The organism is Bacillus sp. SSR7 (assembly GCF_055902415.1).
Genome location: NZ_JBVVXV010000007.1, coordinates 153,057 through 171,443 on the forward strand (window position 1 = coordinate 153,057; position 18,387 = coordinate 171,443).

The 18,387-nt window shown below is 33.8% G+C and carries 14 protein-coding genes and 1 pseudogene; 10 read left to right on the forward strand and 5 right to left on the reverse strand.

Annotated elements, in window-relative coordinates:
- Nucleotides 1-23: 23 nt before the first annotated feature.
- The 6 genes from AC0NJG_RS15260 to colA all read left to right on the forward strand — a co-directional run bounded on the left by AC0NJG_RS15260 (nucleotide 24) and on the right by colA (nucleotide 8,808).
- Entirely contained in the window at nucleotides 24-734 is a 711-nt protein-coding gene (locus tag AC0NJG_RS15260) for a signal peptidase II (RefSeq protein ID WP_474063199.1), read from the forward strand.
- Nucleotides 735-917: 183 nt separating this feature from the next.
- Nucleotides 918-1,424: a DUF3902 family protein gene (locus AC0NJG_RS15265; RefSeq protein WP_087953277.1), complete on the forward strand. Its 507-nt coding sequence runs from the start codon at nucleotides 918-920 to the stop codon at nucleotides 1,422-1,424.
- 327 nt (nucleotides 1,425-1,751) lie between these two features.
- Nucleotides 1,752-2,918, forward strand: coding sequence for a serine hydrolase domain-containing protein (locus tag AC0NJG_RS15270; RefSeq protein ID WP_143881254.1), 1,167 nt, complete (start codon nucleotides 1,752-1,754; stop codon nucleotides 2,916-2,918).
- Nucleotides 2,919-3,287: 369 nt separating this feature from the next.
- Nucleotides 3,288-5,042 carry an adenine deaminase C-terminal domain-containing protein gene (locus tag AC0NJG_RS15275; RefSeq protein ID WP_474063200.1) on the forward strand — a complete coding sequence of 585 codons (1,755 nt, stop codon included), beginning with the start codon at nucleotides 3,288-3,290 and terminating at the stop codon, nucleotides 5,040-5,042.
- A gap of 113 nt (nucleotides 5,043-5,155) precedes the next feature.
- A complete protein-coding gene (locus AC0NJG_RS15280; protein WP_088327530.1) occupies nucleotides 5,156-5,668 on the forward strand; it encodes a hypothetical protein in 513 nt (170 codons plus the stop codon).
- Nucleotides 5,669-6,171: 503 nt separating this feature from the next.
- A complete protein-coding gene (colA, locus tag AC0NJG_RS15285) occupies nucleotides 6,172-8,808 on the forward strand; it encodes a collagenase ColA (RefSeq protein WP_088327529.1) in 2,637 nt (878 codons plus the stop codon).
- 218 nt (nucleotides 8,809-9,026) lie between these two features.
- Here colA and AC0NJG_RS15290 read toward each other — a convergent pair whose 3' ends face one another.
- Nucleotides 9,027-10,436 carry a catalase gene (locus tag AC0NJG_RS15290; RefSeq protein WP_140168749.1) on the reverse strand — a complete coding sequence of 470 codons (1,410 nt, stop codon included), beginning with the start codon at nucleotides 10,434-10,436 and terminating at the stop codon, nucleotides 9,027-9,029.
- Nucleotides 10,437-10,678: 242 nt separating this feature from the next.
- On the opposite strand from AC0NJG_RS15290, the gene AC0NJG_RS15295 reads away from it, so the two are divergent.
- Nucleotides 10,679-11,896, forward strand: a complete 1,218-nt coding sequence (locus AC0NJG_RS15295) for an aspartate aminotransferase family protein (RefSeq protein WP_474063201.1) — start codon at nucleotides 10,679-10,681, stop codon at nucleotides 11,894-11,896.
- A gap of 238 nt (nucleotides 11,897-12,134) precedes the next feature.
- On the forward strand, nucleotides 12,135-13,592 hold the full coding sequence (locus AC0NJG_RS15300; protein WP_001186943.1) for an MFS transporter: 1,458 nt from the start codon (nucleotides 12,135-12,137) through the stop codon (nucleotides 13,590-13,592).
- Nucleotides 13,593-13,648: 56 nt separating this feature from the next.
- Here the strand turns inward: AC0NJG_RS15300 and AC0NJG_RS15305 are convergent, their stop codons facing one another.
- From AC0NJG_RS15305 to AC0NJG_RS15315, 3 genes are read right to left on the reverse strand one after another with little or no spacing between them, the layout of a single operon-like run.
- Nucleotides 13,649-14,758 carry a DUF4018 domain-containing protein gene (locus AC0NJG_RS15305; RefSeq protein WP_143881251.1) on the reverse strand — a complete coding sequence of 370 codons (1,110 nt, stop codon included), beginning with the start codon at nucleotides 14,756-14,758 and terminating at the stop codon, nucleotides 13,649-13,651.
- Nucleotides 14,733-15,896, reverse strand: a complete 1,164-nt coding sequence (locus AC0NJG_RS15310) for a DUF58 domain-containing protein (protein WP_087953285.1) — start codon at nucleotides 15,894-15,896, stop codon at nucleotides 14,733-14,735. The genes AC0NJG_RS15305 and AC0NJG_RS15310 overlap by 26 nt, the downstream gene beginning before the upstream one ends.
- On the reverse strand, nucleotides 15,893-16,822 hold the full coding sequence (locus tag AC0NJG_RS15315; RefSeq protein ID WP_087953286.1) for an AAA family ATPase: 930 nt from the start codon (nucleotides 16,820-16,822) through the stop codon (nucleotides 15,893-15,895). The genes AC0NJG_RS15310 and AC0NJG_RS15315 overlap by 4 nt, the downstream gene beginning before the upstream one ends.
- Before the next feature lie 206 nt (nucleotides 16,823-17,028).
- Between AC0NJG_RS15315 and AC0NJG_RS15320 the strand changes: the two genes are divergently transcribed.
- Nucleotides 17,029-17,346: a PadR family transcriptional regulator gene (locus AC0NJG_RS15320; RefSeq protein ID WP_060631323.1), complete on the forward strand. Its 318-nt coding sequence runs from the start codon at nucleotides 17,029-17,031 to the stop codon at nucleotides 17,344-17,346.
- 79 nt (nucleotides 17,347-17,425) lie between these two features.
- Complete coding sequence (locus AC0NJG_RS15325; protein WP_306299056.1) at nucleotides 17,426-17,881, forward strand: DUF2812 domain-containing protein; 456 nt, start codon at nucleotides 17,426-17,428, stop codon at nucleotides 17,879-17,881.
- Nucleotides 17,882-17,966: 85 nt separating this feature from the next.
- Here the strand turns inward: AC0NJG_RS15325 and AC0NJG_RS15330 are convergent.
- Nucleotides 17,967-18,263: pseudogene (locus AC0NJG_RS15330) on the reverse strand (hypothetical protein).
- Between the last annotated feature and the right edge of the window lie 124 nt (nucleotides 18,264-18,387).

Genomic DNA, 18,387 nt, shown 5'->3' on the forward strand with positions numbered 1-18,387 from the left:
GTCATGGTGAATAAAGCCGGCATATGAAAGTGAAGTTGTGGAGTGTAAGAGCTTTAATCATACTTTTCTTTGCGATTAGTGCAATAACGTTATCACAAGGTGTTGTGTATGTGCAAGACATAGTAAAAGAACGTTTTTTTAGTGAAAAGAAATCTGAAAAAAATTATAAGGAGACTATAAACTACGGTGATACTGAAGAGTATGGAACACCTATAGAAGAGAAGAAAGTAGGAGATAATGGGGAGAGAACGACAACGGGTAAAAAATTTAAAGGTTTTGAAAAGGAAAGTTCATGGGGACACATGTTTTCTGTACTTTCAAATTCATGGATTAGTATAGTTTTTTATGTAATGATTGCAGGGATAATTATATATTTTCTTTATAAATCCGTTAGGAAAAAGGTAACGAAATCCGAAATAGAACAGGATAAACAATCGATAACAAATGAAAATACGGACAGAATCGAAAAGAATAAGAAAGTGAAGCATCAGTTAGAACAGCCGTTACCACCAAATACGATAAGAAAAACGTTAGTTGAATGGGAAAGAACTTTACCATTTCATGAACAGAGAAGATCCTATGAAACGATGCAACAGTGGTTAAAAAGAATTTGTAGAACAAGGGATATTATCCCGTTATATGAGTCTGTTCGTTATGGGGAAAAGACGTATACGGATATAGATGTGGAAGAAATAATGAAGTGGGTAGAGGGAGGTGGGAAGGTGGATATGTAAATATCCACCTTTTCTTTTTTTATACGGAAATTTGATTAACATGAATTATTTTCTTATATGAAACCGTATTTAAATAGGTAAACAAAATGAACATTATTTACTTATACTTCATTCCGTGTTAACCTATACTTAATTTTTATAAAATATACTTAATTTTTAAGTTTTTAAGGGTGTGAAAATGTAATGAAATCAGTATTGAAAAGCATACTTATTTCCTTTGTTTTTTCTGCAGTAAGTATGTGTTGGTTGCTGTTCTTATTATTCAAAGGGGAAGGAGACTGGTTATTGTCTTGGATAGGCGTATTAATGGCATATTTATCTTTATATACTTTAATAGATTTATATTGTAAAACTACATACGATAAAAAAATAAGTAAATGGCTTATAAAAACAGCGGTGACTAGCTTTAGTTTTGCTGTATTAGGAATCTCATTTTGTATCATACACGAGCTATTAACACCATGGAGTCTCAGTTTAATGGTGTGGTATTGGTTGGTAATGTTAGTGTTATTTTTAACGACCATACTATCATTAGTCAGTCTCGTATTTGTTAATCATAAAAATCATAATTTCACCGGTGTATATAGAATACTTATACTTCTAAATCTACTTCTTACGTTAGGACCAGTATTATGGCCACTATTACTTTCTATTATCGGAAATGGTATGAACGCTAGTGCAGGATGGTAAAGGTGAATATAGATTAGTTGTTTAAATAAAAGAGAACGTGTTTACATAAAAAATGAAAACACGTTCTTTTTTATTCATTTTAATACGAACACAATGACTCATCTTAAAATAATTAAGATAAGGTGAAATAAAAACGGGGGAGGTTAAGGGACTTTCCTTATTTTTTATGCCCTTTTTATTTTCATACATAATTCTTTCTCAGCAGATTGTATCAAACTTTGAACGTAAGTATTTCTTAAGGAATGGATAAGAAAAAAGAGAGTTTTATCATATAGGATAAAAGTATAGCTTGAATCAATACGATATGAATAGGGGAGAGAAAACCTTATGAAAAAATGTAATTCAATGAAGTTAGCGAGTTTGACAGTTTTATTAGCGGGTACTACTCTATTTACACCTGGTTTTACTGTAAAAGCAGAATCTACTCAAAATATTTCTCATTCGTCACAAGAACCTAATCAAAAGAATCGGAATGGATGGAAACAAGTAATGCAGGAAACACTACAAATTGGGGCACCGGGGGTATTAGCTAAGACGTCTAATAAAGGGAAAGTTAATAGTTATACTGCTGGCGTGGCGGATTTAATTACAAAGAAACCGGTGAAATCAGATTTTCGCTTTCGGATTGGTAGTGTGACGAAAACTTTTACTGCCACGACTGTTCTTCAATTAGTAGGAGAAAATCGCGTACAACTTGACGATCCAATTGAAAAGTGGCTGCCGGGTCTCGTGCAAGGAAATGGGTATGATGGAAATCAAATTACGATACGACAACTTTTGAATCATACGAGTGGTATCGCTGAATACTTAAAGTCAAAAGACGCTGACGTAATGAATTCGAAAAAAACGTATACAGCAGAAGAAATAGTGAAAATAGGCCTTTCTCTGCCTCCAGATTTCTCGCCTGGCAAAGACTGGTTGTATTCAAACACAGGATATGTAATATTGGGAATGCTAATTGAAAAAATAACTGGTAATAGTTATGCGGAAGAAATTGAAAAGCGAATTATTGAACCTCTGGACTTGCCAAATACGTTTTTACCAGGAAATTCACCCGTCATCCCAGGAAAGAATCATGCTCGTGGATATGTGAAAATGGAAGAAACAGGCGAGTTGAAAGACATTACGTATTATAATCCGAGTTTAGCTAATGCAGCTGGAGATATGATTTCTAATGCGGATGATTTAAACAAGTTCTTTTCATCTTTACTCGGTGGTAAGTTACTGAAGGAACGCGAGTTAAAAGAAATGCTTACTACAGTTCCTGTAGAAGGAAAAGGGGTTGGGGATGGATATGGTCTTGGAATCTATGAGACTAAACTTCCAAATGGTGTCTCAGTATGGGGGCACGGAGGATCAATTCCTGGGTTTATGACTTTTGCTGGTGGAGTAATTGGAGGCAAGCATACATTTGCTGTCAATGTTAACTCTTTAGGTCCGGTTGATATTCTTACACAGTTTGATAAAATGATGCAAGTTGAATTTAATAAATAGATGAAGAAAAAGCGAATAGGTTTCTGCAATAGTTGTAAATAAAAGAGATGCTTTTTAAATTTCACAAATAAGGACAGTATTAACATCCATGATATGGTATTAAGTATATGTAGAACATAAATATGATACAAGTGTATTTCAAAGTGCAATTCAATCTTATAGTTTAGTATAAAAAGGATGTAAGTTGCATGACATCCTTTTTGTTGTGGGACAAAGAGGTGTTGTTTGTTTTGAAAATTGTTATCTTTGGGAGTATTCCATATAATGAGAGGTATAGGGGCTATACAGGGGAGTTATGAATGGATAATACTTTAGTTTGTTAATTATTTTGTTTTAATAAAAAAGTAAATTGATTTGGAGTGAAATACATTGGGACAAAATCAGTTTAGATGGAGTAACAAGCAATTACGAGAACATGTTGAAATAATAGACGGTACAAGAAGTCCACACAAATTATTAAAGAATGCAACATACTTAAATTCCTATATACGTGAATGGATGCAAGCAAATATTTGGATTTATGATGACCGTATTATATATGTAGGAGAAAAGTTGCCAGAGCAACTATATGAATGTGAAGTCATTGATTGTGATGGAAAGTATGTTGTTCCTAGTTACATAGAACCGCATGCACATCCATATCAATTATATAATCCAGAGACGTTAGCGAATCATGCGATGCAATCCGGGACAACAACTTTTATTAATGATAATTTAACTCTATTTTTCACATTAAAGCGTGAAGAATCATTTCATTTATTAGATGAATTTAAAAAGCTTCCAGCTAGTATGTATTGGTGGTGCCGTTTTGATGGACAAACTGAATTGCAAAATGGGGAATCTTTATTTAATAGTGAAGAAATAATAGAGTGGCTACAGCATGAAGCAGTTCTTCAAGGAGGAGAGCTAACAGCATGGCCAAAATTATTACATGGCGATGATGAAATGCTAACTTGGGTGCAGGAAACAAAGCGATTACAGAAAAAAGTAGAAGGACATTTCCCAGGAGCATCAGAAGCAACGTTAGCAAAATTAAAACTGTTAGGTACAGACTGTGATCATGAAGCGATGACAGGACAAGAGGCGTTAACTCGTCTTATGCAAGGTTACACTGTTTCTCTTCGAAACTCTTCGATCCGACCAGATTTAGAAGTTTTACTGAAAGAATTACTAGAATTAGGTGTGAAGCAATTTGATAGATTCATTTTCACAACAGACGGTTCCCATCCGTCCTGTTATGAAAACGGAATGACGAATGTAATGATTACTATTGCTATAAAGCAAGGTGTTCCAGTAATAGATGCGTATCATATGGCAAGTTATAATATTGCTCGTTATTATAATATGGAGCATATACATGGTTCGATTGCAACAGGGAGAATTGCCAATATCAATATTTTAGAAAGTAAAGAAAATCCAGTACCAACAAGCGTTATTGCAAAGGGGAAATGGGTGAAGCGTGACGGTGTAAATACACATGAAGCATTACGTATAGACTGGAGTAAATGTAAAGTAACTCCATTATCCTTAGATTGGTCCATAGAAAAAGAGGATATGACTTTCTCTAATAAAACGGGGATACACTTATTAAATAACGTTATAACAAAGCCATATGCTAGTGAAATCAACATAGACTGTGATGAATTGTCCACAGATCATGATGAATGTTTCCTTATGATGATTGCTCGTGATGGCAGTTGGCGAGTGAATACAGTTGTGAAAGGTTTTGCGAAAGAACTAGGTGGGCTTGCTAGCTCTTATTCTGGTACAGGTGACATCATTCTTATTGGAAAGAGTAAAGGAGATATGCTTACAGCTTTTCATAGGATAAAAGAGCTTGGCGGGGGAATGGCCATAGCTGAAAAGAATGAAGTAATACATGAAATAGCATTACCATTGCTCGGGATTATGTCTAATTTAAAAATGAGTGAATTAATACAAGAAGAGAAACAGATGGTGAAATTATTGCAAGAGCGTGGCTACGCGTATGATGATCCAGCATTTACAATTTTATTCTTTTCTGCGACGCACTTGCCTTTTATACGGGTAACGCCTATAGGGCTATATGACGTAAAAAGTGGAAGGGTAGTTGCTTCGCCGGTGAATGTAATAAATCAATATTAGACGGAAAGATCCTATGAAAGATTTATTTTATAGGATCTTTCTCATTTCTAGCATAAGAATATTGCAAGCCTCAAATGATACAGTATATAAATCATTTGAGGTGATATGTAAATATGAAAAAAACATTATACATTTTAAGCATATTTATTCTGTGTGTATCAATACAACATGTTGTACATTCCCAATCAGATGCACCAAGGTTATCTTCGGATTGTCTTGAGGAAAGGAAAATTCGAGATGAAAAGTATGTGAAGAATATAATACAGGACATTAAATCCACATTTAATTTAAATATTGATAAACATAGTTTTTGGGAAGTAAGTAAAAGAGATCTGGAGGCTGCCCATTTGATGTATGGTGGAAAGGAAAATGATTCTTATTATAATTCGCTAACTAAAATTTATGATAGTGGTGGATTTAGCGAGCAGCCTAGCTTATTTGTGAGGGCGCAAGAAGCATTTTTACTTTATAAAGAAAAAGATAATATAAATGTAATGAAACACTTAAACCTAGATGTAGAAAAAGGGGAATGGGTCGTTATAAAAACGAAAAAGAAGAAAGGGAAAAAAGTGAAATTTAAGCCGTTACAATGTGAAAAAGATTATTTAAAAAAGAGAAATGAATAACAAAATACTTATGAATGCTGTTTTTATTCAACGATATTTTGCTGTTAATTTGAAATAGAAAAAGGTAAACGAACATATTAGCTTTATGGAATATGTTTGTTTACCTTTTTTGAGAGATTTAAAAATTGGGGATATTGTTAGTTGAAAATTATATACTGGCTAATGAACTTATAACATTCAATGAATTTGTTTTTCATAAACATTAGATTTTGTGTCAAATGATTTATACATTGCCGAACCACCTATGTATATTTTATTCTACAGTATTTATAAAAGAATGTTAGCTATTCATAAGAAATATGATTGGCACAGTTTTTGCTTATATTAAATGTAAGGAAGGGAGATTGTATGTAAGGAATCTGTACTCGTAATAGTATAAAACAAGCTACTATTGCATTATTAATCATAGTTGTATTTATAGGGGAACTGTAAATACATATAAATAAGTAGTTTTTTGAAATTAAAATTCAGAATTTTCTTTTAAATTATTAGGGGGCAATGGTATGGTTAAATATTCGAAAATTTCTAAGTGGATTCTTGGTGTTGGACTAGTGACTATAACATGTAATGGTTTGCAAATTCAAGCAGAAACAAAAGAGAAAAATGTGAAGAACGTATTACAAATGGAACCGGTAGGAATACAGAAATCTGTTGATGAATTGGCACACCCTTCAAAAATACAAGAAAATGCATCTTTTACAAAACGGTTAAAATTAGCGGATTTATCGCAGCGTCCACTAGCACCAGCCGATAATATTAAACCGTTAATTGAAGAAAAAAAGTATTCAATGGCTGAGTTAAATCAATTAAATAATAAACAATTAACTGATCTTCTTGTGACAATTAAATGGTATCAAATTCCGGAATTATTTCAGTTTAATAGTGATAGTCTTAAATTCTATCAAGATGATAGCCGAATGCAAGCAATTATTAATAAACTAGCAGAACAAGGACAAGCTTATACGAAAGATGATTCAAAAGGGATTGAAACATTAGTAGAAGCTCTACGTGCAGCATTTTATTTAGGTTTTTACCATGATGAATTAAGCAAACTAAATGAGCGTAGCTACCATGATAAATGTTTACCAGCTTTAAAAACAATTGCAAAAAATCCAAATTTCAAACTTGGTACATCAGAACAAAATAAAGTAATTGCATCATATGGAAAATTAATTGGAAATGCATCAGCAGATGTTGAAACGGTTTTATACGCAGGTGAAATTTTTAAACAATATAACGATAACCTTGCAACTTTCATTGAAGACCGAACAAAAGGAGACGCTATATATGAGTTGATGAAGGGAATTGACTTTGATATTCAGACGGATATGTACACGACTGGAAAAGAGCCGAAAGATACGATGTGGTTTCGAAATATTGATAACTTTATTAATGAAGTAAATCGTTTTGCACTACTTGGTACAGTAACAAATAAAAACGGATGGTTAATTAATAATGGAATTTACTATGCTGGCCGATTGGGCAAGCTTCATAGCACGCCGACAAAAGGGCAACAAGTTGTTACAGATGCAATGCGAGTTTATCCATATTTAGGGGAGCAATACTTTGTTGCGGCAGAACAAATTACTACAAATTATGGAGGAATAGATGCGAACGGAAAAACTGTAAATTTAGATCAAATTCGAGAAGAGGGTAAAAAGAAATATTTACCGAAAACGTATACGTTTGATGATGGAGCAATTGTCCTTAAAGCTGGGGATAAAGTTAGTGAAGAGAAAATTAAACGTCTATACTGGGCGGCAAAAGAAGTGCGTTCGCAATTTTATCGTACAGTTGGTAGCGATAAACCACTTGAAAGTGGACATGCTGATGATGTGTTAACGATGGTTATTTATAATAGCCCAGATGAGTATCAATTTAATCGTCAACTGTACGGATATGAAACGAATAATGGTGGGATTTATATTGAAGGGACAGGGACTTTCTTTACATATGAACGTACACCAGAGCAAAGTATTTATAGTTTGGAAGAATTGTTCCGCCATGAATTTACGCACTACTTACAGGGAAGGTACGAAGTTCAGGGATTATGGGGCCAAGGGGAAATGTATCAAAATGAACGTTTAACATGGTTTGAAGAAGGGAATGCAGAGTTCTTTGCAGGTGCAACGCGATTAGATAGTGTAGTACCGCGAAAAAGTATAATTGGCGGGTTATCTAATGATCCTGCAAAACGTTATACAGCATCACAAACATTAAATGCGAAATATGGAACGTGGGATTTTTATAATTATTCGTTTGCACTGCAATCATATATGTATAATAAGCGCCCAGAAATGTTTGATAAAGTGCATGATTTAATTCGCGCAAATGATGTTTCAAGTTACGATGCATACCGTGCTACTTTAAGCAAAGATAATAAGTTAAATGAAGAATATCAATCTTATATGCAAATGCTTATTGATAATCGCGATAAGTATACAATTCCACAAGTATCAGATGAGTATTTAACTCAGCATGATCCAAAATCGCTTTCGGACGTTACTTCAGATATTACGAATGAAGCGAAATTAAAAGATGTGAAAGTAACAAAGAATAAATCACAATTCTTTAATACATTTACACTACAGGGGACATATACAGGAAGTGCAGCTAAAGGAGAAGTTGAGGACTGGAAAGTGATGAATGAAGCAACAAATGATATGTTGAAACGTCTTTCAGGAAAAGAGTGGACTGGATATAAAACATTGACTGCTTATTTTGTAAATTACCGTGTAAATAATGCTGGACAATATGAATATGATGTTGTGTTTAGCGGAGTGAATACGGAAGAAGGTACGGCGGTAGAAAAAGAACCAAATAATTCATTTGAAACAGCAAACCCACTATCTTTGAATATTTTGTTAAGAGGAACCTTGAGCGATCAAGATCAGGGGGATAAATTTGTTATTGATGTAAAGGATCAAAAAGATTTACAGATTTCTGTTACGAACGAACAAAATCTTGGACTGAACTGGGTATTATATTCTGAATCAGATTTAAATAATTATGTAGCTTATGCAACAAAACGTGATGGGAATAAATTGCTTGGAAATTATAATGCAAAGCCAGGGAAATATTACTTAAGTGTATATAAGTATGGTGGTGGAGCAGGGAATTATACGGTGCAAGTAAAATAGTTTACTATAGTTTGTTTTGAAAGGCTACTTATTGTATTTTTTAGCTGAGTAAGGTATTTAATGTTAAACATTAAACTACTTCAATATACCCTTGTTCTAATTATAGAACAAGGGTATATTGATTTTATATTGTTAAATTAGATAACCTCATTAGATTTTGACAAGAAAATAATTAATATTGCTTGGAATTCTCATTCGTAAAGCATGTTTTAATCTTCTTAATGCTCTTTCATTTTTGTCTCAATGCTTGCTTTTAAATCAGTTGATACTTGATTGAAATACCCCAAAACTATCTTCCTAATATCATTGGATATAACTTTCAAATCACCAGCTAAGTTTTCAGCAAGATGTTCTTTTTCTATTGGTTTTAACTTTGCATAAAATTCACCAGCCTGCGTAAAGTCATCTTGTTTCGTTATAGAAGTTCTTTCAAGTTTACCTTCAACGTACCTTCCGTCACCGCTTGTTATTTGATTAGCAGGTGTCCAATCTTTTTGCTTGTTAATCGTTAATTTCCGAAATTCGGGACCAATTCTTCTTCTTTGAGAATCACTATAAATGTTCGCGCGTCCTTGCAACATTTTATCATCTGATAGTTCTGCACCATCCAGTAAATTAGAAGGGGAGAATGCGACTTTCTCTACTTGTTCCATAAAATTTTCAGGATTTTTATTTAATACCATTTTCCCGACTGGTATAAGAGGATACGTCTTTTCATCCCATACTTTTGTGTCATCTAAAGGATCATAGGATAGGTGTGCTTCATCTTTCGGATCCATGAGCTGGACATATAAACCATATTCCACTGGTTTACCATTTGCAATTGCATCATATAAATCTTTCCCGCTATAATCTGGGTTTTCAGCAGCCAGTTTATTTGCTTCCTCACTAGTAATGAATTGTACACCTTCAAATGGGTACCAATGATACTTTACATACTTTCGATTACCGTCTGCATTTCTCCAAACATATGTATTTACACTATGTCCTGGGATGCGGCGAAGGCTTTTGGCCGTACCATTATCAGAGTACAAACGGACAACGAAATGTATGGATTCAGGTGCTCTAGCGACAAAACTCCAAAATCTATTAGGGTCTATTAAGTTATTTTTAGGGGAAGGTGACAACGCTTGAATTGTTTCAGGGAAACGCATCGGATCGCGAACAGAAAAGACAGGAATGTGATTACATAATAGATCGAAAATACCTTCTTTTGTATAAAATTTTGTAGAAAAACCGCGTACATTTCTAGCAGTATCAGGTGTTCCTTTCGTACTAACAGCTAATGAAAATCGCACCATAACGGGAACTTTCTCATTAGCGTTTTGTAGGAAATTTAGTTTTGTATGTTCGGGCATTGGATAGATTGTTTGAAAATAACCGAACGCACCAAATCCTTTTACATGAACAGGTCTTTCTAAAATTTTTTCGTGAATAAATTCTTGTAACGCCTCGTGAAGCACACTATCTTGCTCTAGAACAGGTCCACGTGAACCAACTGTTTGAGAGTGAATTATAGCTTGTTCATTACGTTCTCCATTATCATTAAAGTCTTTCCCTAGTAAAGATTGCCTCTGTTTTTCATAGTTTTCATCCATCAATATAGCCTCCAAATCTTTTTTGTCCATTGATACTAAATATGATTTTATAGCCCTGATTATGTATAACACGTTAAGTTCAAACTAGTAACAGACCGCTAGATGAAAAAAACGCGTATGTAGTGGACCTGTTGAAATAGAAGAAATTATGGAAAAATGAATATCGGGAAGAACATTACTATTAAAATTTCAATCTTAAAAATGAATTTATACATGACTTTATAGAAAATGAACATAAATAAAACAGGGAAAATAACTGGGAGGAATGTAACATGTCGGATTGGTTTCAATTAGATAAAGAGTATATGATGTCAACGTACTGTCGTACAAAGCTTGCGATAGAAAGAGGAGAAGGGTGTAAGCTGTATGATGTGGATGGTAAAGAGTATATAGATTTATTTTCTGGTGTCGGAGTAAATGTATTAGGATACAATCACCCGAAAATCGTACAAACAACGATGGATCAAGTTACGAAGTCGTTGCATCTACCGTTTCATTTTTTAAATCCAGTTGCGATTGAATATGCAAAGAAATTAGTTGATTGCTCTTTAAAAAACGGAAAGGTCTTTTTTACAAACTCTGGTACGGAAGCGACAGAAACAACGTTGAAATTAATTGATAAATATAGAGCTATTACGCAGGAAGAACGTGAAGGAATCGTAGTGTTGAAGAATAGTTTTCACGGGCGTACGATAGGAGCACTTCATTTTACGAGACAAGAAAGTGTGTATCAAAATTTTCCTAAAACATCGATCCCGGTATATGAAGTTGAGCGCGAGAATATAGAGCAATTAGAAGAAACAATTATAAATGAAAATCCAATAGCGATTCTGTTAGAACCTGTATTAGGAAGCGGGGGGATTTATCCATTATCGGGTGAATATTTACATGGTGTTCAAAACTTATGTGAGAAATATAATGTACTACTTATCGTTGATGAAGTTCAAAGTGGTATGGGGAGAACAGGAAAACTATTCGCTTATCAAAATTTCAATATTACACCAGATATTATTCAAATTGGTAAAGGTGCAGGAGGCGGGATACCACTTGGCGGAATTATTGTAGGTGAAAGGTTATGTGATGTATTTGCGCCAGGAGATCACGGCACAACATTTGCTCATTCATCAATGGGAACGGCTTTAGGATTAACTGTATTAAATACATTAATTGATGATGGGTTAATGCAAGAAGCTTATGAAACGTCACTATATTTGAATGACAAACTGCTAGACATTCAGAAAGAAAATTCTTATTATATTCAGGAAGTGCGTCATGCGGGGATGATGTTTGGGATAAGTGTGAATGACACGAATGAAAATGTGAAGAAATTACAGATTGAGTTAATGAATAAAGGAATGCTAGTCGATGTAACACAAGGGAATATTATTCGATTACTTCCACCGTATATTATTACGAAAGAGGAAATTGACGCATTCACTTATGAGTTTATTTCCTGTATTCATAACATAGCTACTACAGCAAGTATTTAAAAAAATATAAAAAAATATAAAAAGCTGAAGAAGGCGCTATTTTAGCGGCTTCTTCAGCTTTTTAAAATAGAAAATTACTTAACCTAGAGAGCATCTCATTGGACAAATAATTAATTATGTGAAACAATAATAACAGATAAGGAGACGTTAATTTTCCTTAAGTGCTTCGAATTAATTTTATTCAATAAGAGAAGGTGTGCTTAAAGAAGTTAAATTAAATAAGGAGCTGTTTTATTATATGCAACAAAATAATGATTTAAATTTTGAACCTCAAGACGTTAATATTGTCAATCCTAAACAAGCCAGGAAAGCAGTAGTTGCTACTGGTATAGGGAATGCAATGGAGTGGTTTGACTTCGGATTATACGCGTATTTAGCGGTAATTTTAAGTCAATTATTCTTCTCAGGTGTTGATAATAGTGGATTGCAACTTGTACTTACATTTGGTACATTTGCTGCAGCCTTTCTCGTTCGACCAATCGGGGGTGTATTCTTTGGTAGAATAGGAGATAAGTACGGCCGAAAAATCGTGTTAAGTACTACTATTATTTTAATGGCACTTTCTACATTATTCATCGCATTACTACCAACCTATGAACAAATTGGTGTATGGGCACCAATACTACTTTTAGTTGCCCGAATGATTCAAGGCTTCTCTACAGGCGGCGAATATTCAGGTGCAATGGTTTATATCGCAGAATCTTCTCCAGATAAAAAGCGTGGTATACTCGGTAGTGGTCTTGAAATTGGAACACTCTCAGGTTACATTGCTGCATCGGTAATTGTTACCATTTTGACGTTATTGTTAACAGATGAGCAGATGCTCAGCTGGGGCTGGCGTATTCCGTTCTTAATAGCTGCACCAATTGGTTTGGTCGGTTTATACTTACGTCGTCATCTAGATGAATCTCCAATCTTTGAAGAGATGGAAAAAGCACAAGAGGAATCTGAAGACAATGAACAATTTTCATTTATGGATATTATGAAATATCACAAAAAAGACTTCTTATTAAGCACAGTAATTGTCGCCTTCTTTAATATTACGAATTATATGATTCTTTCGTATATTCCTTCTTATCTAACTCAAGTACTTAAAGTTGAAGAAACAACAGGCTTATTAATTATTTCTATTACGATGGCACTTATGATTCCACTAGCACTATATTTCGGTAAATTAAGTGATAAAATTGGTAATAAACGTGTTGTGCAAATTGGTTTGCTTGGTTTAACTGTATTTGCAATTCCAGCATTTTTACTAATAGGAAACGGACATATTGCAGCTATATTTGCAGGTATTTTCGTATTAGGTTTCTTCCTAAGTGTGTATGAAGGAACATTACCTTCATTATTACCATCACTCTTTTTCACCGATGTACGTTATCGAGCACTTTCGATCTCATTTAATATTTCAGTATCGATATTCGGTGGAACTACACCGCTCGTATGTTCATACTTAGTTCATGCGACTGGTAACCCGCTCGCACCGGCATTTTATTTAACAGGTGTAAGTATTATTGGATTAGTTGTATTTAGTGTCCTATTCGTTACAACATCAGGACGTGCGCTAAAAGGTTCATATCCTACAGTAGAAACGAAGAAAGAAGCACACCAAATCGCTAAAGAAGACCCTGAAGAAACACTTTGGTGGCATGAAGAGTCATTAGAGATTGAAGCAGGAAAAAACGCCTCAATTTAAAAAGTAACGTAGAAGTATAAAAAGACTCCTATGAAAATAGGAGTCTTTTTGTTGTGTTATTTCTTCCTTTTTTTTAAACCCTTCTGATACATGTAAAGCTTATGAATTTCATCCTTAAATTCCTGCAAAAGTACGGTGTTTTCCTCATTAGAATAACGCACTGCATTATAAGCATTTATAATAATATGACTCTCAATATTTACATCCTCTTTACAATTTATTCTTCCTAACCATGTTTCAACAGTTTCTCCTCGCTTTCTATTTAAAGGAGGAATTAACTTACTCTCAAGCTTAAAAATTTCTTTTCGAATTTCATTATGTGGCGGCTTGTTTCGTTTAAATCGGTTTTGGGTTATACCTTCTTTATCGGTAATAATAGTAGATTCGAAGGCAGGCATATTTGGTAAACTGAATTGTTTTCGTTTTTTTATTATTTTCCAAACGACGTAAATAGCGATGGCTGCACAGGCTATGATGGTTATGCTATTTATAAGAGTTGGATCAAAAGGATGTGGCTCCAATCCATCCTTAATTGTAGGGTCTTTTAGATTTCCTTTATTCGACCAAAAATCATCTGTTTCTTTTAACTCGGCTGCTGAAAATAATGGATTAATAGCGTATCCGAACCCTAATGCAACTGCTTCTATGATAAATGAAAAAACAAGCCGAATGAAAGGAAACACTTGAATAAGTACTATACTCATTACACCAATTGTAATAATAGAAGCGAAACGTAATAACTGTTGATTACGATTTGCCCCAGTTAACCAAAATGTAATCATAATGTGTATAACTAATAGTAATAGCTTCCAGAGTGGTGGAAAAGGCGCATAAAATATAGCTGAAACACCAAACCAAACAATACCACCTAACGATTTTTGAACTGGATATCCTGGTCCAACTACATGTACGATAAAGAAGAAAAGCGGTAACATAATTGTGCCAAATAGAGAGAAAGGGAGAAAGATAGAACAACCGATTATTTGAGTCATTAACAGTATGACAAATCCAGTCGTTTTTTTCTTCGTGAATGTATGGATTAGAAATACACCAATATAGCTTAGTGCTAAAAATATAGTAATAGCTATAAGTTCGTCCCTTTCTGTTAATAACGAAAGGAGGAGCAGCAGAAAAAAGTCATTAACGTGATAGAGCCAAGTTTTCAAGCTTTTCCACCATCCCTTCGTTATTTATGAGAAACGTAGGTTGCGATAGAAGATAGAGGCCATTCTTCTGCAAGCCAATGTAAATCATTGTAGAGGATCGTTCTCCTTTTCTATTTGTATAATGAAGAAATCCTTGTTTCGGAATTAGTGTGCTATCGTCTGAAATACGTGCCAATTCCTCTAAAGCTTTTGCGTAATGTGTTTGCCCTTCATTTAATGGTAAGTGCAGAGGACCACCTTCAGCTAATACACTAATAAATAATTCAAACGGTATTTGATGCTTCGTAGCGTATTGACAAATGTATGTTGCAAAGGAAATAAGGTCTTCTATATTATCTTTCCAACCAAACCCGCGATCGGCAGCTAATGAAAGACAAATCGTCCAACTATAATTTTTTACAGGTTCATATTGCTTCGCTTGTAATGATTGCATTTTAGCAGATGCTTTCCAATGAATAGAACGGAAAGACTCACGTTCGTACCGTTTCACACCGATAATAGATGTTTCATCATTGTAAAAAGAAAAATTCGTTCGATAAGATCCATTTAAAAGTTGCTGAAGTTCTTGCAAACCTGCTACTTCTTTAGGAGAAGGGTACACAATAATTTCAGTCCGTAATTTATCGAAAATAGGTAAATGTACAGTTAAAAGATGAAAAGGATCTTTCAAAACGCATTCAAACTGTTCAATTTGAAACACACCACGCTTCGTAGCGGTTAATGTTAAATCCCATTTTTGCATGGAATGAGCAGGTTGTGAAAAAGGAAAAGAGAATAATGTTTTCGATATTTGATCAATTCCTTGATCTTTATGCGGCAGTAGAGACGGGTCTAAATGGAAATAACAAACACCGTTAACGAGTGGTATGTTTGCTCCATTTTTTAAATGAATGAAAAACTGTCCAGATTCATTAGGGAATAAACGAGTTGTTTGCTTCTCGTTTATCACTTGAAACTTTTTCTCTATATATGCGACATATTTATAAATGAAAATCGCAAATAAATAGTAGAAGAAAAAGAAAAACATAATGATTCGTTGTGGCATAAAAAATGTAAATAGTATCGCGCCTGGAACAGATAGTTGAATAATATGAAGTTGAAAAAATAAAGGTACAGTTACAACGCGCTGTCCATTCATGCTTGCTCAATCTCCACTGGTACGTCCACTTCTTTTAAAATCTTTTGCATAATATCATTTTTTGTTGTGCGTAATGCGCCTTCCATTGATAAGGCGATACGGTGATTCCAAACAGAAGGAACTAACAATTGTATATCTTCTGGTGTGCAATATTCTCTCTCGCGTAAAAAGGCTAAAGCTTGAACAGCACGTATTAAAGCTAATGTGGCACGTGGGCTTACACCGTTAGCGATATAATCATGATTTCTTGTAGCGTGAGCAAGTTTAATAATGTAATGTTCTAACGGTTCTGATACGAAAATTTCTTTCACTCGTTTCTGTGCCTCTAAAATATTATCTAAAGTAATAACAGATGTGACACTTTCTAGTGGTGCATCGTTACGGAAACGTCGCATCATTTGTAGTTCATCTTCAGGATTTGGATAACCTATAGAAATTGTCATTAAAAAGCGATCAAGCTGTGCATCTGGAAGAGGGAACGTTCCTTGTGATTCAATTGGATTTTGCGTCGCAATAACAAAGAACGGTTTTGGAAGAAGAGTTGACTGCTTTTCAAGCGTCACTTGTCGCTCTTCCATCGCTTCTAACAAACTAGACTGTGTTCTTGGCATTGCACGGTTAATTTCATCTGCCAATAAAATATTTGCCACGACTGGTCCAAGTCTTAACTCGAATTCGCTCGTTTTCGGATTGAAGTATTCAATACCTGTCACATCACTCGGAAGTACATCGGGTGTAAATTGAACGCGAGAAAAATTACCACCAATACTTTTTGAAAGTGTTTTCGCAAGTAACGTTTTCCCAGTACCAGGTACATCCTCAAGAAGCACATGACCGTCAGCAAGCAAGGAAACGATTAATAGATCGATAACATTTTCTTTACCTACAAAAACTGATCCTATATTTTCCTTCAATTTATTTATCATATGTATCATTCCTTTCAAAATATAAACGGATATTTCTATATTTTAACAAATTATTCAGAAAATTTATACGGTTTTTCAATTCAAATAAATAAATATTCAATTATTAAATTATATTCTTGCATATTTTGGAATGTGAATATATAATATCGGTATACGATGTATCGCAAGTCGATATATCATGAAGCGATGTATCGGAGGTGGTTATAATGAATACGAAAGCGAGAAAATATATTCCGTTAACTGAGGCAACATATTACATATTGTTATCACTAGTGAAACCAATGCACGGTTACGGAATTATGCAATTGGTAGAAGAGATGACAAATGGAGAAGTAAAGCTCGGTCCTGGAACTTTATACGGGAATACGACGAAGTTATTAAAAGAGAAATTAATTGTTGAAGTTGCCTCAACAGATAGAAAGAAGTGCTATGAGTTAACGCCACTTGGTAAAGAAGTATTAGAGCTAGAGTATAACAGATTGCAGAGATCTGTAAGGAATGGGAATAGTATATTAGGGGAGTGAATGAGAGATGGAGACAAAGAAGGTATTCAAACCTTTCGCGATATGGAGCTTGGAAAAAGAAGAAGCTTTTTTAAGAAAAATGCATCAAAAAGGATGGGCTTTACAAAAGTATAATGTAATGTATAGGTTTAAGAAAACTGAACCGAAAGATGTAATATATAAAGCGGATTTTAGACTGGATTATAAAGATTCGAAAGAAAAACAACAAGAATATATTGATATATATGAAATGTGTGGCTGGAAACATGTAACGAGTTTTGCGAAATGGAATTATTTTTGTAAAGAAGTAGACGAGGAAAATGAGTTACCTGATATTTATTCAGACAAAGAAACGAAGATACAAAAACTTGTTGAATTGATACAGTTCGTTGCAATTATGTTTGTAACGTTAATCCCAGTACTTTACTTATGTTTTCTTGGAGTATCAGAATCAGGATTATATAAAGGTATGGTAGGGTTTTTAGTTTTTATATATTCATATGCATTTATTAATTTATTTAGGAAGCTTAAAAAGTTGAAAAAGGAAATATTTTAACAAAGGTTGTATGGGAATCACCATCTCTAATTTTTATATATGTTTATTTTGTTCATTCTTTTTTATATAATAAAAGACCAACTTTTTAATTCATAGAACTAACAGTTACAAAGATGATACCAGTAACAATACCTAAAAAAATCATAAATAAAGAAGAAATAATTAATAATAACGAACTAGCAATTAATATCAATTTATTAGATTTTTGATTTTTAAAATGGTAATAAAGTAAAAGACCACAAATAGTAGAAACAATCTATATTGTTAGACCGTAAGGCGTCATTATTTTCTTCCAATCGAAGATCCAAAAGTAAAAGATGACTATGTGACAAATTAATAGTAGAAATGTTGATGGAAGCATTATCTTTTTATTTAAAATCATTTGTTTTACCTCCCTTATGTAAATATTACCAAAAAGGTGTGGGTTTTAACATATAATAAGGAAGAAATACATTTTAATTAACTTATTAAACGAAAAAATCCCTTGTAGAAAAATCTATTTCTAC

What these genes read in the sequence shown, in the direction of transcription:
- AC0NJG_RS15260 (WP_474063199.1), top strand. Translation starts at nt 24, where the DNA reads ATGAAAGTGAAGTTGTGGAGTGTAAGAGCTTTAATCATACTTTTCTTT.
- AC0NJG_RS15265 (WP_087953277.1), top strand. Translation starts at nt 918, where the DNA reads ATGAAATCAGTATTGAAAAGCATACTTATTTCCTTTGTTTTTTCTGCA.
- AC0NJG_RS15270 (WP_143881254.1), top strand. Translation starts at nt 1,752, where the DNA reads ATGAAAAAATGTAATTCAATGAAGTTAGCGAGTTTGACAGTTTTATTA.
- AC0NJG_RS15280 (WP_088327530.1), top strand. Translation starts at nt 5,156, where the DNA reads ATGAAAAAAACATTATACATTTTAAGCATATTTATTCTGTGTGTATCA.
- colA (WP_088327529.1), top strand. Translation starts at nt 6,172, where the DNA reads ATGGTTAAATATTCGAAAATTTCTAAGTGGATTCTTGGTGTTGGACTA.
- AC0NJG_RS15290 (WP_140168749.1), bottom strand. Translation starts at nt 10,436, where the DNA reads ATGGACAAAAAAGATTTGGAGGCTATATTGATGGATGAAAACTATGAA.
- AC0NJG_RS15295 (WP_474063201.1), top strand. Translation starts at nt 10,679, where the DNA reads ATGTCGGATTGGTTTCAATTAGATAAAGAGTATATGATGTCAACGTAC.
- AC0NJG_RS15300 (WP_001186943.1), top strand. Translation starts at nt 12,135, where the DNA reads ATGCAACAAAATAATGATTTAAATTTTGAACCTCAAGACGTTAATATT.
- AC0NJG_RS15310 (WP_087953285.1), bottom strand. Translation starts at nt 15,896, where the DNA reads ATGAATGGACAGCGCGTTGTAACTGTACCTTTATTTTTTCAACTTCAT.
- AC0NJG_RS15315 (WP_087953286.1), bottom strand. Translation starts at nt 16,822, where the DNA reads ATGATAAATAAATTGAAGGAAAATATAGGATCAGTTTTTGTAGGTAAA.
- AC0NJG_RS15320 (WP_060631323.1), top strand. Translation starts at nt 17,029, where the DNA reads ATGAATACGAAAGCGAGAAAATATATTCCGTTAACTGAGGCAACATAT.
- AC0NJG_RS15325 (WP_306299056.1), top strand. Translation starts at nt 17,426, where the DNA reads ATGCATCAAAAAGGATGGGCTTTACAAAAGTATAATGTAATGTATAGG.